Source organism: Sulfuritalea hydrogenivorans sk43H (assembly GCF_000828635.1).
GTDB classification, from domain to species: domain Bacteria; phylum Pseudomonadota; class Gammaproteobacteria; order Burkholderiales; family Rhodocyclaceae; genus Sulfuritalea; species Sulfuritalea hydrogenivorans.
Window position 1 is genome coordinate 3,478,638 of record NZ_AP012547.1, and the last position, 13,612, is coordinate 3,492,249.

Sequence of the window (13,612 nt, forward strand, 5' to 3'; positions counted from 1 at the left end):
TTTACCAGGCTGGCAGGTAGTGATCGACCAGAAGGGCGGCGAAAAGCAGGGCGAGATAGATGATCGACCAACGAAAGGTGATGCGCGCCACGGCATCCGAATAGTCGCGCCAGATCAGCCATGCGTAACCCAGAAACATGGTGTCGAGCAAAACCGCCGACGTCAGGTAGAACCAGCCGGACATCCCGATGACGTAGGGCACCAGGGTCACCAGGGTCAGGCCCACGGTGTAGAAAAACACATGGCGGCGGGTGTATTCGGCGCCATGCGTTACCGGCAGCATCGGCAGCCCGGCCGCGGCGTATTCCTTGGTGCGGTACAGCGCCAGCGACCAGAAATGCGGCGGCGTCCAGACGAAGATGATGAGGAACAGCAGCCAGGCTTCGCCCGGCGCATCCCCTGTCACCGCTGCCCAGCCCAGCACCGGCGGCATGGCGCCGGAAGCACCGCCGATGACGATGTTCTGTGAGGTATTGGGCTTGAGAAAGATGGTGTAGATCACCGCGTAGCCGACGAAGGTGGCGAAGGTCAGCCACATGGTGAAGGGATTCACCCAGTAATAGAGCATGAACAGGCCGGCGCCACCGATCAGGCCCGAGAACAGCAGCGTCTCGATCGAATTGACTTCGCCCTGCGGCAGGGGGCGGCCGCGCGTGCGCGCCATCAGGGCATCGATCTTCTGTTCGATCAGGCAATTCGCGGCGGCGGCGGCCCCGGCTACCAGCGCGATGCCGGCCGTGCCGGCCAGCAGGATGCGCCACGGCACCATGCCGGGAACGGCGAGGAACATGCCGATCACCGCACAGAACACGATCAGCGATACCACGCGCGGCTTCGCCAGCTGGAAATACTGGCGCAGGCGATGGGAGTTGCTTTGCAGTTTCAGGGTAGTGGATTTCACGCTGGGGAAATGAACGTTTGAGCCCGGAGGATGCGGGTGAGTTTATCACGTGGCCAAGGGCTGCAATGCAGCGCCGGCCCCCTATTGTCGTGCGATGCGACGGTAGTCGGCAACCAGCTGGGTCGCAGTCTGCGGCGGCGAAAACACCGCCGCCAGGTGTCCCTGTGGATCGATCAGATAGATCGATGCAGAGTGATCAACGGTATAGCGTTTGGTGTCCGCTCCGTCGTTGCGCTGATAGTAGACGCCGAGCTTTTTGGTCAGGGGTGCCAGCGCGGCGTCATCGCCGCTGACGCCGATAAAGGAGGGATCAAACGCCGCCAGGTACTCGCCCAGCAGTTCACGAGTGTCTCGACGCGGATCGACGGAGACGAACACCACCTGGAAAGTTATGCGCAGCGGTATCCCTTGGGACGGCGCTGGCGGTACGGCGGCGCCCTGCGTTCCAAGCATCGCCTTGACCTCCTTCATCAGCGTCAGCGCCGTCGGGCAGATGTCCGGACACTGGGTATAACCGAAGAAGATGAAGCTCCAGCGTCCAAGCAGATCCGCGTTGGCGAACTCGCCCTTCGGTCCGGCCAGGACGAAAGCCGGCAGCGGCGCGTCGTCGCGAACCTCGGTGACGCTGGGGACTTCGCCGGCGGGAAGCGGCCCGCCGTGAAGGCTTTGCCATGTCAGCCAGCCGCCCGCCAGCGCCAGCGCCAGCCCGGCAACCAGCAGCCACTGCCACACGCTTGATTTCATCCTGACGCTCCAAAAGAACAAGGCGCCCCTTGTTCGGGGCGCCTTGCCGGAATGCTGCGTTGCTCAGCCCTTCTTGAAGCCGTACGGATGCCAGTCGGCGGAAACAGAAGGCGGCGTCGGCCAGTTGCCGTGCGGCGGCGGCGACACCGTGGTCCACTCCAGCGACGGCGAACCCCAGGGGTTGTCTCCGGCCGGAGGCCCCTTCATGGCGCCGACGATCCAGTTCAGCACGGCAATGCCGAAGCCCAGTCCCAGAATCACCGCACCGGCGGTCATCCACTGATGGGCGTGCTCGAACTGCGGGAAATGGGCATAGTCGTAGTAGCGGCGCGGCATGCCATCGACACCGATGTCCATCATGATCCAGAACACGATATTGGTGCCGACGAAGGTCAGCCAGAAACCGGCCTTGCCCCAGAACTCGTTGTACATGCGCCCCGTCATCTTCGGAAACCAGTGGTAGACCCCGGCGAAGATGGAGAAGGTGCCGGCCACGGCCATCACGTAGTGGAAGTGGCCCACGACGTAATAGGTATCGGACAGATGCAGCGTCAACGAGGGCACCGCCAGCGGTACCCCGGTCAAACCGCCGATCAGGAACAGGAAGACGACGCCGAGTGCGTAAAGCATCGGCGTGGTAAAGCTGATCGAGCTCTTGTACAACGTGCCGACCAGGCCGATCACCATCAGGCCGACCGGGATCGAGATCATCAGCGTGGTCACCATCTGGCCGATGCGCAGCCAGTCGGCCATGCCGGACACGTACAGGTGGTGCACCCATACCTCGCCGGCCAGCAGCACGATGCCGCCGATGCCACCATAGACCACCATCTTGTAGTTGAACACCATGTTCTTCGCGTGCGCGGCGATGACCTCATACACCACCCCGAAGTAGGGCAGGAAGATCACGTACACCGCCGGGTGCGAGTAGAACCAGAACAGGTTCTGGTAGGTCAGCACGTCGCCGCCCTTTGACGGGTCGAAGAAGTTGGTGCCCAGATATTTGTCCATGCTGATCAGCGTCACCGCCGTGCCCAGCACCGGCACGAAGATCAGTTGCAGGACGAAGGCGCCCAGCGTGCACCAGACGAAGATGTTCAGCTTGTTGAGCGTGATTCCAGGCGCGCGCATGTAGGCCACGGTGGTCAGGAAGTTAACTCCGCCGATGATCGAGGCGAAGCCGAGGATCAGCACCGTGAAGGAATACATCGCCGTGTTGCCGGTGGTGATGGTGGAATACGGCGGATAGCCGGTCCACATCACATCGGGGGGATCGGGGATGAAGAAAGTCATCACGGCGAGGATCAGGCCGACGTAGAACAGCCACACCGAAAGCGCATTGACGCGTGGGAAAGCCACGTCCTTGGCGCCGATCATCAGCGGAATGCAGAAGTTGGCGAAGAAACCCGTCAGCGCCGGGATCTGGAAACCGAGAATCATCACCGCGCCGTGGGCATAGAGCCAGACGTTGTACTGAGTCGGATTGCCGGTGATGGTCGGGCCGATGGTGGACAACTCGGCCCGCATCAGCAGGGCCATGACGCCGGCGATCGCGAAAGCGAGGATGGAGCCGATCAGATAGAGTACCCCGACCCGCTTGTGGTCGGTGGTGAAAATCCATTCCTTGAGATTCATCTTGTACTTCTCCCTCAGGTCTTCTTGGGCTTGGCGTCAGCCTTGCCGGTGGGCTTGCCGGCGGGTTTGTCAGATTCGGCCGGCACAGACGCAGCGGCCAGCAGGGTTTCTTCCTGCTTCATCCAGGCAGCGTAGTCGTCTGCCGACTTGACGATGACGCGGCCGGCCATGTAGCCGTGCATCACGCCGCAAAACTCGGCACAGGTGACCAGGTGCTCGCCCGGCTTGGTCGGGTGAAACCACAGGTAGGTGACGCGTCCCGGCATCGAGTCCTCCTTGACTCGGAAGTCCGGAATGAAATGACTGTGCAGGGTATCGCGGCTGGTCATGCGCAGCATCACCGGCTTGCCGGCGGGAACGATCAACTGGTTCTGGGTGCGGACGCCGTTGGCATAGGTGTAGTCCCAGCTGTACATGCCGGACTCGAGCTTGACCTCAAGGCGGTCGGCCGGCACGTCGCGATAGGTGTTCCACAGCGCCCAGCCGTTGGCGGCAATGAACAGGTCGTCGGCCAGGAAAACGAAGGTCGGGATCACGACCCAGGCCACGGCGGCGGCCGGCGACAGCTTGGGCGACTGGCCAACCTCGTTGCCGGGCCGGCGGCGGTATTTCCAGACGAAATAGGCCGTCACCAGGGCAAACGCAATGCCGATCACGGTGATATCGATGATCACCTCGTGCCAGAGCTTGTCCCAGCCGCGTGCCGGATCGGCAATCGCGGCCAGCTGGCCGCTTCCGGCCTTTGCGGCAACGTAGGCGTCTGCGGCCCACGCCGGAACCGCGGCCAACAAGGCAGCCAACCCGCCCGTGACGCGCTTCAGTCGTTCATGCATGCGTTTCCTCCCGTAGCTCTTTTTTCATCTTCTTCCGATAGAACCAAGCCCCCAGCCCCATCAGGCCAAGCCCCAGCAGCAGGGACCCGACACCGGCCAGAAGCGAATAATTCAACTGGTACCTGCCTTCCGCATAGTTGTAGCTGAAGCAGGCTCCGGTCACCATGTCGAACACCGCAGTCGAGTTGGAAATCCTCTCCCAGTCGGCATCGGTGATCGCCAATTCAATTGTCCGCGCATCCATTCGCGTGCCGTAGATGTAGCGGGCAACACGTCCTTCGGGCGTCAAAAACACCAGCACGTTCGGATGCAGGAACGCCCCCGCCGCATCCGACCAGAAGAAGCGGAACCCCACTTCCCCGGCAAAACTTTCAACACTACCTTCCGCCGCCCCGACCTTCAGCACCGCGTGGCGCCAACCACCCTGCATGGCCTCCGGCACGCCCGCCGACTTGGCGATGAAAGTCTTTGCCGTCCCGCTCGTGTCGCGCTTGTCGAACGACACGGTAAGCACCCGGTAGTCCTTGCCCAGTTCGAATCGCCTGACTTTCTCCAGCACCTTCGCCAGTTCGGCATTCATGGTCGGGCAACTGCCATCACAACCGTAATACGACAACAACAGAATCAGCGGCTTGCCCAGCATCTCCGAGACGCTGAAATCCATCCCGTCGGCATCGGTCAGCCTGGTTTCACCCTTCAGCCGGTTGCCCAGAAAGCGCGGCTCGTCGATCTGCATGACAGACCCATCCGGCGCACTGTTCCGTGTCGGCTCGCTGACGGCCCAGGCGGCGCTTGACGCCGCCCAGACAGCCACTGAAGCGATTACCAGTAATAGATTTGCGAAACGACGAAGAACCAAATGATGTCTACAAAGTGCCAGTAAAGGCCGGCGGTGCGCATGAAGCCTTCATCGATGTCGCCGCCCCGCATGACGGAAGGAAGTCCCGCCAGGAAAATGGCCAGACCCACCACCACGTGCGAACCGTGGAGGCCGGTGACGGAGAAGAACACGGTGCTGAAGGAATTGGTGCTGATGGTGAAGCCCTGGTGAATCAGGTGCGACCACTCGTAGGCGGACATGCCGAGGAATACCGCGCCCAAGACGATGGTCAGCAGATACCAGAGACGGAAGCCGGCCTTGTTGCCGATGTGCAGCAGATGCTCCGCGTAATGGATGGTGAGTGACGAAGCCACCAGGACAAAGGTCATCACCAGCGGCATCAGCTTGGGCAGCGCAATTGTGCCGGCCGGGGGCCACGAATCGGCGTGCAGGCGGGTGTACCAGTAGCCGGCGAAGAAGGACATGAAGATCATCGCCTCGGCCAGGATGAACCAGCCCATCGCCGAGTAGGAAAGGCTTTCGCCCTTGCCCATCGCTTCGCTGGTCCAGCCGGCCACGCCGGCAATGATCATCGGCAGTGCCAGTCCAAGTGACAGGATCGCGGAAAAACTGTTGTGATAGACGAAGTGAAACGAAAAGGCCACGGCCATGAACAGAATGCCGAAGCTGATGACGAAGGGCCAGACGCTGGTATCCCAGTGGGCGTGAGCATGTCCTTCCGCGTGATGGGCGTCGTGCGCCATTGCTTCTCCCCGTATTCTTATGCCGGAACCCGCAGAAAATATTGCTGCGATGGTTGCCAGTCGATCGATGTTAAAACATAATTGATCTAAATCAACTTGACTGGATTATTTCAAGCTTCGGCAATTTTCGCAACCCGATTCAAGAGGAAATCAGAAAAATGACCCCCAAGCATTTATTCGTCGCGGTCGCCTGCGCGACTTTGGCTACCCTGTCTGGCGCCGCCGGAAAACCCTCCGGCAATGCTGAGGCCGGGCAGCAAAAAGCCGCGGCCTGCGGTGGCTGCCACGGCGCCGACGGCAACAGCGCGCCGGAGATTTTCGCCGCCCTGAAGGCCCCAAAACTCGCCGCCCAGGTGCCGGAATACATCGTCAAGTCATTGCACGACTTCAAGTCCGGGCGGCGCAGCAACGAGACCATGAGCCCGCAGGCTCAGGCCGTGGCCGAAGTCGATATGGCCGACATCGCCGCCTGGTTCGCCAGCCAGAAAGTTGCACCGAATGCGATCCAGAACAAGGAACTGATGGCTCAGGGAGAGAAAATTTTCTTCAAGGGCAAAGGGCGCCCTGATGTCGTCGCCGCCTGTGTCGGTTGTCACGGCCTGAAAGGCATCGGCAATCGCGAGTGGGGCAAGACCATGTCGAAGGTGCCCGCCGTTCTGGCTCCCGCCATCGGCGGCCAGCACGCCGGCTACGTCAGTGACCAGTTGAAGGCTTACAAATCGGGCAAGCGCGCCACCGACCCGGCCAAGGTCATGCGCGACATTGCAGGCCGCATGGACGACAAGGATATTGCGGCCGTTTCCGAGTACATCGCCAGCCTCGGCAAATAGTCCCGGCCAAGGCCCCCCGGCCACTGCAAGCAAATCGGCCCGCGGGAATCCGCGGGCCGATTGTTTTGGGGTCCGGCAACATCGCCCGAACCTCGCCGGCCACCTCAATCCGCAAGTGCGGTGAGCAGTTTGCCGTGCACTCCGCCAAAACCGCCGTTGCTCATGACCAGCACCTGATCGCCCTCGCGCGCATCGGCAGCCACTGCGGCCACCAGCCGGTCGAGATCATCGAAGCTGCGCGCCTTGCTGCCCAGCGGGGCAAGGGTTTCGGCAGCGTCCCAACCCAGATTGCTGGCGTAGCAATACGTCGCATCAGCATCGGCCAGGCTTTCCGGCAGTTGCGCTTTCATGGCGCCGAGCTTCATGGTGTTGGAACGCGGCTCGAGGACGGCAAGAATTCTGGCGCGACCCACGCGCTGGCGCAGGCCTTCAAGCGTTACCCGAATTGCCGTCGGGTGATGCGCGAAATCGTCGATCACGGTCACGCCGCGAACCGTGCCGCGAACCTCAAGCCGGCGCTTGATGCCGCTGAAGGTTTCCAATGCCTTGAGGCCAAGCGCTACAGGAACGCCGGCATGCCGCGCTGCCGCGAGCGCCGCCACGGCATTGGCGCGGTTATGCGCGCCGGCGAGGTCGAAGCGCTCGACCCGGCCCTGCGCTTTACCGCCCAGGCTCACCGTAAAACCACCCGCAGCATCGGGGTCGCCAGCCTGCCAGCCCTCCGTACCGTTGAACCACTCGACCGGCGTCCAGCAGCCGCGCGCCAGGACGCGCTTGAGCGACGCCTCTTCGGCATTGGCGACAATCAGGCCATTCCCCGGCAAAGTCCGCACCAAATGATGGAATTGCGTCTCGATAGCTGCGAGATCGATGAAGATGTCGGCATGATCGAACTCAAGATTGTTCAGGATCGCGGTGCGCGGCTGGTAGTGCACAAACTTCGAACGCTTGTCGCAGAAGGCCGTGTCGTACTCGTCGGCTTCGATGACAAAGAACGGTGAGTCGGTCAATCGGGCTGAAACGCCGAAGCCCTGAGGCACGCCGCCCACCAGAAAGGATGGATTCAGCCCCGCCTCTTCGAGAATCCACGCCAGCAGCGAAGTCGTCGTCGTCTTGCCGTGCGTGCCGGCGACACCCAGCACCCAGCGGCCGCGCAGAATGTTCTGGGCCAGCCACTGCGGACCGGAAACATAGGGCAGGTTCCGCTCGAGAATCGCTTCGAGCAGCGGATTGCCGCGCGAAATCGCGTTGCCCACCACATACAAGTCGGGATTCAGCGCCAACTGCTCGACCCCATAGCCGGCCACCAGATCGATGCCCTGCTCGCCGAGCTGCGTGCTCATCGGCGGATAGACATTGGCATCGCAGCCGGTCACGCGATGCCCGGCGGCACGGGCCAGCAAGGCAATGCCGCCCATGAAGGTGCCGCAAATGCCGAGGATGTGAATATGCATGTCACGGTTCCGTGAAATAATGGAGCGAATTCTATCCCGCCAAGAGATACCGTCCGCTGCGCCAAAAGCGACGGACATCACAGCTCACTGCATTTGCCCAAGCGCACCATGCCACGCCGCAAACTTGCCCCTTCCGCATCCAGCTACCTGCGACGCAGCATTGCCAGCGCAGCGGCACGCCTCATGGCCGAGGAAGGCCTCACCGACTACGGCGCCGCCAAACGCAAGGCGGCGCGCAGCCTGGGCGCTGCCGAAGGGGAGGCGTTGCCGACCAACGAAGAGATCGAAACCGAACTGCGCGCCTGGCAATCTCTCTACCAGGAAGACGAGCAACTCGAACGCGTTCACGACCTGCGCACCACCGGACTCGAAGTCATGCAGTTGCTGGCGGAATTTCACCCCTACCTGACCGGTGGCGCCCTGGACGGCACTGCCGGCCGCTATTCCGCCGTGGAGATCGAACTGTTCGCCGACAGCAGCAAAGATGTAGAGATTGCGCTGCTATCTCACGGCATCTCCTACGATATTATGGATAATCGCCGGGCTGGCGTCGATGCCCAGTTACGCCTCGACTGGAACGACTTCCCGGTTCTGATCGCCATATTCCCTCCGGTCGCCGAACGCCAGCAACCGAAAAACCCGCATGGCGGACGCGGACGCAACCGGGTTCGCGCCGAGGGCGTGATCGAACTCCTGCGAAGCGCGCCCAAATGAAGCGTTCGCTGCTCTGGCTGGCGCTCGGCGGGCTTGCGCTGTTTGCTGCGCTCATCGGCTATCGACTTGGCGTTCTGGGCAAAAGCACGGAAGCACCAATCCCGGTAGCGCCGAAAATACCGATCTTCGATCTCGTCCTCACCGGCCTGGATGCCAAACCGCAGAGCCTCGCCCAATGGCGCGGCAAAATCCTCGTGATCAACTATTGGGCGACCTGGTGCCACCCCTGCCGCGAGGAAATGCCGGGCTTTTCCAGGCTGCAAGAAAAATTCCGCGACAAAGGTGTTCAATTTGTCGGCATCAGCATCGATGACGCAGCTAAAATCATTGAATTTCAGAAAGAAACGCCTGTCAGCTACCCGCTGCTGATCGGTAGCATGGAAATCATGAAAAGCAGTGCCGATCTGGGCAACACGCGGCAGGCCCTGCCATTCACTGCTGTCTTTGATCGCGAGGGAAGGCTTGCCGCGACCAAGCTGGGGCGGCTGTCGGAGTCTGAGCTGGAGCGGCAGCTGAAAGACCTGATTTCCCGATAGCTGGACAAAGTGCGGGTATTTGCGGCAAACTTGCGGTCATGACGAAGCCAAAAAGCAGTAAAGCAAACACTGGCAGCAGCCCCAATGACGCTGTTCTGGTGCTTCACGGGCCCAACCTGAACCTGCTGGGCACGCGCGAACCCGAGATTTACGGACGCACCACGCTGGCCAGCATCCACAAAGCCATGGAAGCGCGGGCGCGTTCGTTCGGCGTTCGGCTCGAGAGCTTTCAAAGCAACCACGAAGGCGAACTGATCGACCGGGTGCAGTCGGCCCGCGAGCAGGGCGTGCGTTTCATCATCATCAACCCGGCGGGCTATACCCATACCAGCGTCGCCTTGCGCGATGCCCTGGCTGCGGTGGCGATCCCGTTCATCGAGGTGCACCTGTCGAATGTGCATGGGCGGGAAGAGTTCCGCCGCCATTCGTATTTCTCGGATATCGCCGTCGGCGTGGTATCCGGTCTTGGCGCTCAAGGCTACGAACTGGCGCTGGAAGCAGCGCTGGCTCGCTTGCGCGCCATCTAGAACCCAGAAAATCGGCGGCTGCGGCCGCAAATCCCAGTTTAAGGAGTCCCCATGGACCTGAGAAAGCTCAAGACCCTGATTGATCTCGTACAGAATTCCGGCATTTCGGAACTCGAAATCAGCGAGGGCGAAGAAAAGATCCGCATCGCCAAGCACCTGAGCGCGGCGCCGGCCACCACCGTGGTCAGCATGCCGGCGGCGGCTCCGGTCGCCGTGTCGCCAGCGCCGACTCCCACCACCGAAGCCGCCCCGGCAAAGATGGAGGGGCACATCATGAAGGCGCCGATGGTCGGCACCTTCTATCGTGCGAGCAGCCCGGACGCCTCTCCCTTTGTCGAGGTCGGCCAAACGGTGAAAGAGGGCGATACGCTGTGCGTCATCGAGGCGATGAAGCTGATGAACGAGATCGAAGCCGACATTTCCGGCGTGATCAAGGCCATCCAGGTTGAAAACGGCCAGGCGGTGGAATTCGGTCAGCCGATGTTCGTGATCGGCTGACGATGAAGGCCCATCCCCCAGCCCCTTCCCCATGGAAAGGGGTGACAAAGGTTCCGCTGCTTTGCAGCGTCCGGTTCAACGATGCATGCCTCCTTGGGGCGGCCCGGCGGAGGCATGATGTTCGGTAAGGTCCTTATTGCAAATCGCGGGGAGATCGCACTGCGCATCCTGCGCGCCTGTCGCGAACTCGGGGTGCGCACGGTCGCCGTCCATTCCGAAGCCGATACCGAGGCGAAGTACGTCAAGCTGGCCGACGAGTCGGTCTGCATCGGCCCGGCCGCGTCATCCCAGAGCTACCTCAACATCCCCGCGATCATTTCCGCCGCCGAGGTCACCGACGCCGAGGCGATCCATCCCGGCTACGGCTTCCTCTCGGAAAACGCCGATTTCGCCGAGCGGGTGGAAAAATCCGGCTTTGCCTTCATCGGCCCGCGCCCCGAGACCATTCGCCTGATGGGCGACAAGGTCAGCGCCAAGAACGCCATGAAGGAAGCCGGGGTGCCCTGCGTGCCCGGCTCCGACGGCGCCCTGCCCGACGACCCGAAGGAAATCGTCAAGATCGGCCGCGCCGTGGGCTATCCGGTGATCATCAAGGCCGCCGGCGGCGGCGGCGGACGCGGCATGCGCGTGGTGCATACCGAGGCCGCGCTGATCAACGCGGTCAACATGACCCGCAGCGAAGCCGGAGCGGCTTTCAACAACTCCACGGTGTACATGGAGAAGTTCCTCGAGAACCCGCGCCATGTGGAAATCCAGGTGCTCTCCGACGCCCATCGCAACTCGGTCTATCTGGGCGAGCGCGACTGCTCGATGCAGCGCCGCCACCAGAAGGTGATCGAGGAAGCTCCGGCGCCCGACATCAACCGCCGCGTGCTTGCCCGCGTCGGCGACCGCTGTGCCGAAGCCTGTCGCCGCATCAACTACCGCGGCGCGGGCACCTTCGAGTTCCTCTACGAGAACGGCGAGTTCTATTTCATCGAGATGAACACCCGCGTCCAGGTCGAGCACCCGGTGACCGAATTCGTCACCGGAATCGACATCGTCCAGGCGCAGATTCGCATCGCCGCCGGAGAAAAACTCTGGTTCAAGCAGCGCGACATCGAACTTCGCGGCCATGCCATCGAATGCCGCATCAATGCCGAAGACCCCTTCAAATTCACGCCCTCGCCGGGAAAGATCACCAACTGGCATCCGCCCGGCGGTCCGGGCATTCGCGTCGATTCCCACGCCTATTCCGGCTACACCGTGCCACCCCACTACGACTCGATGATCGGCAAAGTGATCGCTTACGGCGACACGCGCGAACAGGCCATTCGCCGGATGCGGATTGCACTGTCGGAAATGATGGTGGACGGCATCAAGACCAACATCCCGCTGCATCAGGACCTGATGCTCGACGAGCGCTTCATCAAGGGCGGTACCAGCATTCATTACCTTGAAGAGAAGCTGGCGGCCAGAAACGAAGTAACGAAGGGCAAGTAGGCGCCATGTGGGTCAGCGTCGCCCTGGAGACCGACGCCGCGCATGCGGATTCGCTCACCGACACCTTGCTGGCCGCCGGCGCGATTTCCGTCAGCGTCGAAGATGCGCAGGCGGGGACCGACGAGGAAACGCCGCAATTCGGCGAGCCTGGCGGGGCGAACGACCAGCCCATTGTCCCGCTGTGGAACATCAGCCGCGTAGTGGCGCTATTCGACCCGAGCGATGACCTGATCGGTCGCATCGCCGCCGCCACGGTGGCGGCCGGCATCGACGACCTGCCCGAAATCGAACTGGAAGAAGTCGCCGAGCAGGACTGGGTGCGGCTCACGCAAGCGCAGTTCGATCCAATCCGGGTCAATGACCGCCTGTGGATCGTTCCTTCATGGCATGTGGCGCCCGATCCGAACGCCATCAATCTGGTCCTCGACCCCGGCCTCGCCTTCGGCACCGGATCGCATCCGACGACCTTCCTCTGCCTGCAATGGCTGACCGACACCCTGCACGGCGGCGAAACGCTCCTCGACTACGGCTGCGGCTCGGGCATCCTCGCCATCGCCGCCGCCAAGCTGGGGGCCGCTTCGGTGCTGGGAGTGGACATCGACCGCAATGCACTGGTCTCGGCGCACGACAACGCCGTCAACAACAGCGTGACGCTCGGCTTGCGCCACTCGGGGGAAGCACTGCAAGAGCGCTTCGACATCGTCGTCGCCAATATCCTGACCAACCCCCTCTGCGTACTGGCGCCGCTGCTGGTTGCGCGCATCGCGCCTGGCGGGCGCATTGCGCTGTCGGGCGTGCTGGCGAGCCAGGCGGAGCAAGTCATCGCCGCGTATGCGCCGCTGATCGCGCTGCGCGTCGGCGCCGAACTCGACGGCTGGGTGCGTCTGGAGGGGCAACTATGCTGACGCGCTGCCCTGCCTGCGAAACGCACTTCCGAGTTACCGCGGAGCAGCTCAAGGCGCGCTCCGGTCGCGTGCGCTGCGGCGAATGCCAGAAGGTCTTCAACGCGCTCGACAGCCTGATCGAAGAGCCAATGATGGTGGTCGTGCCCGCCACGGCCGAATTGCCGCCGCAGAACATCGTGCCGCCCCCGGCCGAAACGCAACCTGCCGCGTTTTCCACGGCTGAAACGGATATTCTCGCCGTCCCGCCAGCGCCGACTCCCGAGCAAACTCCTGCGCTGATGCCGGAAGAGCAGGATGACTCCTCCGCATCATCGCGGCCCGAAATCGAAGGGCCACCAGCTCTGGAGCCAGTCGAAGCGGTCGGGTCTCAAGTCGCCGAAGCTGAAGCAGCCCAAGCGGAAGCCATCGAATCCGAGGCGACGGCCGAGCCGGAAGCCGCCCCGGTCGACTGGAGCGAGACATTTCCCGAGCCCCCGCCGCCGCCGCGCCGCTGGCCTTGGGCGGTTGGCGGCCTCGTTGCGCTGATCGCGCTGGGCCTGCAGGCCGCCCTGGCTTTCCGCATCGAGCTGGCGGTGCTGTCGCCGGAGATCAAGCCGGCCCTGGTCGCCTTGTGCGACATTGCCGACTGCGAAGTGGGCCTGCCGGCAAAAGTCGCTCTGGTCAGCATCGAGGCATCCGACCTGCACCCGGACAGCAGCCACCCCGGCCGGCTGGCACTCGCCGCGACGCTGAAGAACCGCGCGCCGTTCGCCCAGCAGTATCCGCATCTGGAACTCACGCTCACCGATACGGCGGACAAGGCCATCGCCCGCAAGATATTGGCGCCGACCGACTACCTGCCGCCGAAAACATCCCTCGTCCACGGCATGCAGCCCAACGCCGATATCATGGTGGCCATCGGCGTCGACCCCGGCGAGATGGCGGCCAGCGGTTACCGGCTGTACCTTTTCTATCCCTGAACCCCGAAAG

The 13,612-nt window shown here is 62.5% G+C and carries 15 protein-coding genes; 8 read left to right on the forward strand and 7 right to left on the reverse strand.

What is annotated here, in order from left to right:
* Position 1 precedes the first annotated feature (1 nt).
* The 6 genes from cyoE to SUTH_RS16570 all read right to left on the reverse strand — a co-directional run bounded on the left by cyoE (position 2) and on the right by SUTH_RS16570 (position 5,697).
* Positions 2-901 (reverse strand): heme o synthase, encoded by a 900-nt coding sequence (gene cyoE / locus SUTH_RS16545; RefSeq protein WP_041100817.1) that lies wholly within the window; start codon positions 899-901, stop codon positions 2-4.
* An 81-nt stretch (positions 902-982) separates the two neighbouring features.
* Positions 983-1,645 (reverse strand): SCO family protein, encoded by a 663-nt coding sequence (locus SUTH_RS16550; protein ID WP_084207464.1) that lies wholly within the window; start codon positions 1,643-1,645, stop codon positions 983-985.
* A 63-nt stretch (positions 1,646-1,708) separates the two neighbouring features.
* Entirely contained in the window at positions 1,709-3,280 is a 1,572-nt protein-coding gene (locus SUTH_RS16555; RefSeq protein ID WP_052473730.1) for a cytochrome c oxidase subunit I, read from the reverse strand.
* Positions 3,281-3,294: 14 nt separating this feature from the next.
* Complete coding sequence (gene coxB, locus SUTH_RS16560) at positions 3,295-4,113, reverse strand: cytochrome c oxidase subunit II (RefSeq protein WP_052473731.1); 819 nt, start codon at positions 4,111-4,113, stop codon at positions 3,295-3,297.
* Positions 4,106-4,849: an SCO family protein gene (locus tag SUTH_RS16565; RefSeq protein WP_041100821.1), complete on the reverse strand. Its 744-nt coding sequence runs from the start codon at positions 4,847-4,849 to the stop codon at positions 4,106-4,108. The genes coxB and SUTH_RS16565 overlap by 8 nt, the downstream gene beginning before the upstream one ends.
* Before the next feature lie 86 nt (positions 4,850-4,935).
* Positions 4,936-5,697 carry a cytochrome c oxidase subunit 3 gene (locus SUTH_RS16570; protein ID WP_041100823.1) on the reverse strand — a complete coding sequence of 254 codons (762 nt, stop codon included), beginning with the start codon at positions 5,695-5,697 and terminating at the stop codon, positions 4,936-4,938.
* A gap of 158 nt (positions 5,698-5,855) precedes the next feature.
* Here SUTH_RS16570 and SUTH_RS16575 point away from each other — a divergent pair, with 158 nt between their 5' ends.
* Positions 5,856-6,527, forward strand: coding sequence for a c-type cytochrome (locus tag SUTH_RS16575; RefSeq protein ID WP_041100825.1), 672 nt, complete (start codon positions 5,856-5,858; stop codon positions 6,525-6,527).
* Positions 6,528-6,631: 104 nt separating this feature from the next.
* Here SUTH_RS16575 and mpl read toward each other — a convergent pair whose 3' ends face one another.
* Complete coding sequence (gene mpl / locus SUTH_RS16580; protein WP_041100827.1) at positions 6,632-7,981, reverse strand: UDP-N-acetylmuramate:L-alanyl-gamma-D-glutamyl-meso-diaminopimelate ligase; 1,350 nt, start codon at positions 7,979-7,981, stop codon at positions 6,632-6,634.
* A 108-nt stretch (positions 7,982-8,089) separates the two neighbouring features.
* Here mpl and SUTH_RS16585 point away from each other — a divergent pair, with 108 nt between their 5' ends.
* The 7 genes from SUTH_RS16585 to SUTH_RS16615 all read left to right on the forward strand — a co-directional run bounded on the left by SUTH_RS16585 (position 8,090) and on the right by SUTH_RS16615 (position 13,602).
* Positions 8,090-8,695: a hypothetical protein gene (locus SUTH_RS16585; RefSeq protein ID WP_041102491.1), complete on the forward strand. Its 606-nt coding sequence runs from the start codon at positions 8,090-8,092 to the stop codon at positions 8,693-8,695.
* Positions 8,692-9,231, forward strand: coding sequence for a TlpA family protein disulfide reductase (locus SUTH_RS16590; protein WP_041100829.1), 540 nt, complete (start codon positions 8,692-8,694; stop codon positions 9,229-9,231). The genes SUTH_RS16585 and SUTH_RS16590 overlap by 4 nt, the downstream gene beginning before the upstream one ends.
* Before the next feature lie 38 nt (positions 9,232-9,269).
* Positions 9,270-9,758, forward strand: a complete 489-nt coding sequence (aroQ, locus tag SUTH_RS16595; RefSeq protein ID WP_041100831.1) for a type II 3-dehydroquinate dehydratase — start codon at positions 9,270-9,272, stop codon at positions 9,756-9,758.
* 51 nt (positions 9,759-9,809) lie between these two features.
* Positions 9,810-10,256, forward strand: coding sequence for an acetyl-CoA carboxylase biotin carboxyl carrier protein (accB, locus tag SUTH_RS16600; protein WP_041100833.1), 447 nt, complete (start codon positions 9,810-9,812; stop codon positions 10,254-10,256).
* A 117-nt stretch (positions 10,257-10,373) separates the two neighbouring features.
* Complete coding sequence (gene accC, locus SUTH_RS16605) at positions 10,374-11,738, forward strand: acetyl-CoA carboxylase biotin carboxylase subunit (RefSeq protein ID WP_041102493.1); 1,365 nt, start codon at positions 10,374-10,376, stop codon at positions 11,736-11,738.
* A gap of 5 nt (positions 11,739-11,743) precedes the next feature.
* Entirely contained in the window at positions 11,744-12,643 is a 900-nt protein-coding gene (gene prmA / locus SUTH_RS16610; RefSeq protein WP_041100835.1) for a 50S ribosomal protein L11 methyltransferase, read from the forward strand.
* Positions 12,637-13,602, forward strand: a complete 966-nt coding sequence (locus SUTH_RS16615) for a DUF3426 domain-containing protein (protein WP_041100837.1) — start codon at positions 12,637-12,639, stop codon at positions 13,600-13,602. Before prmA ends, SUTH_RS16615 begins: the two co-directional genes overlap by 7 nt.
* Positions 13,603-13,612: the final 10 nt, after the last annotated feature.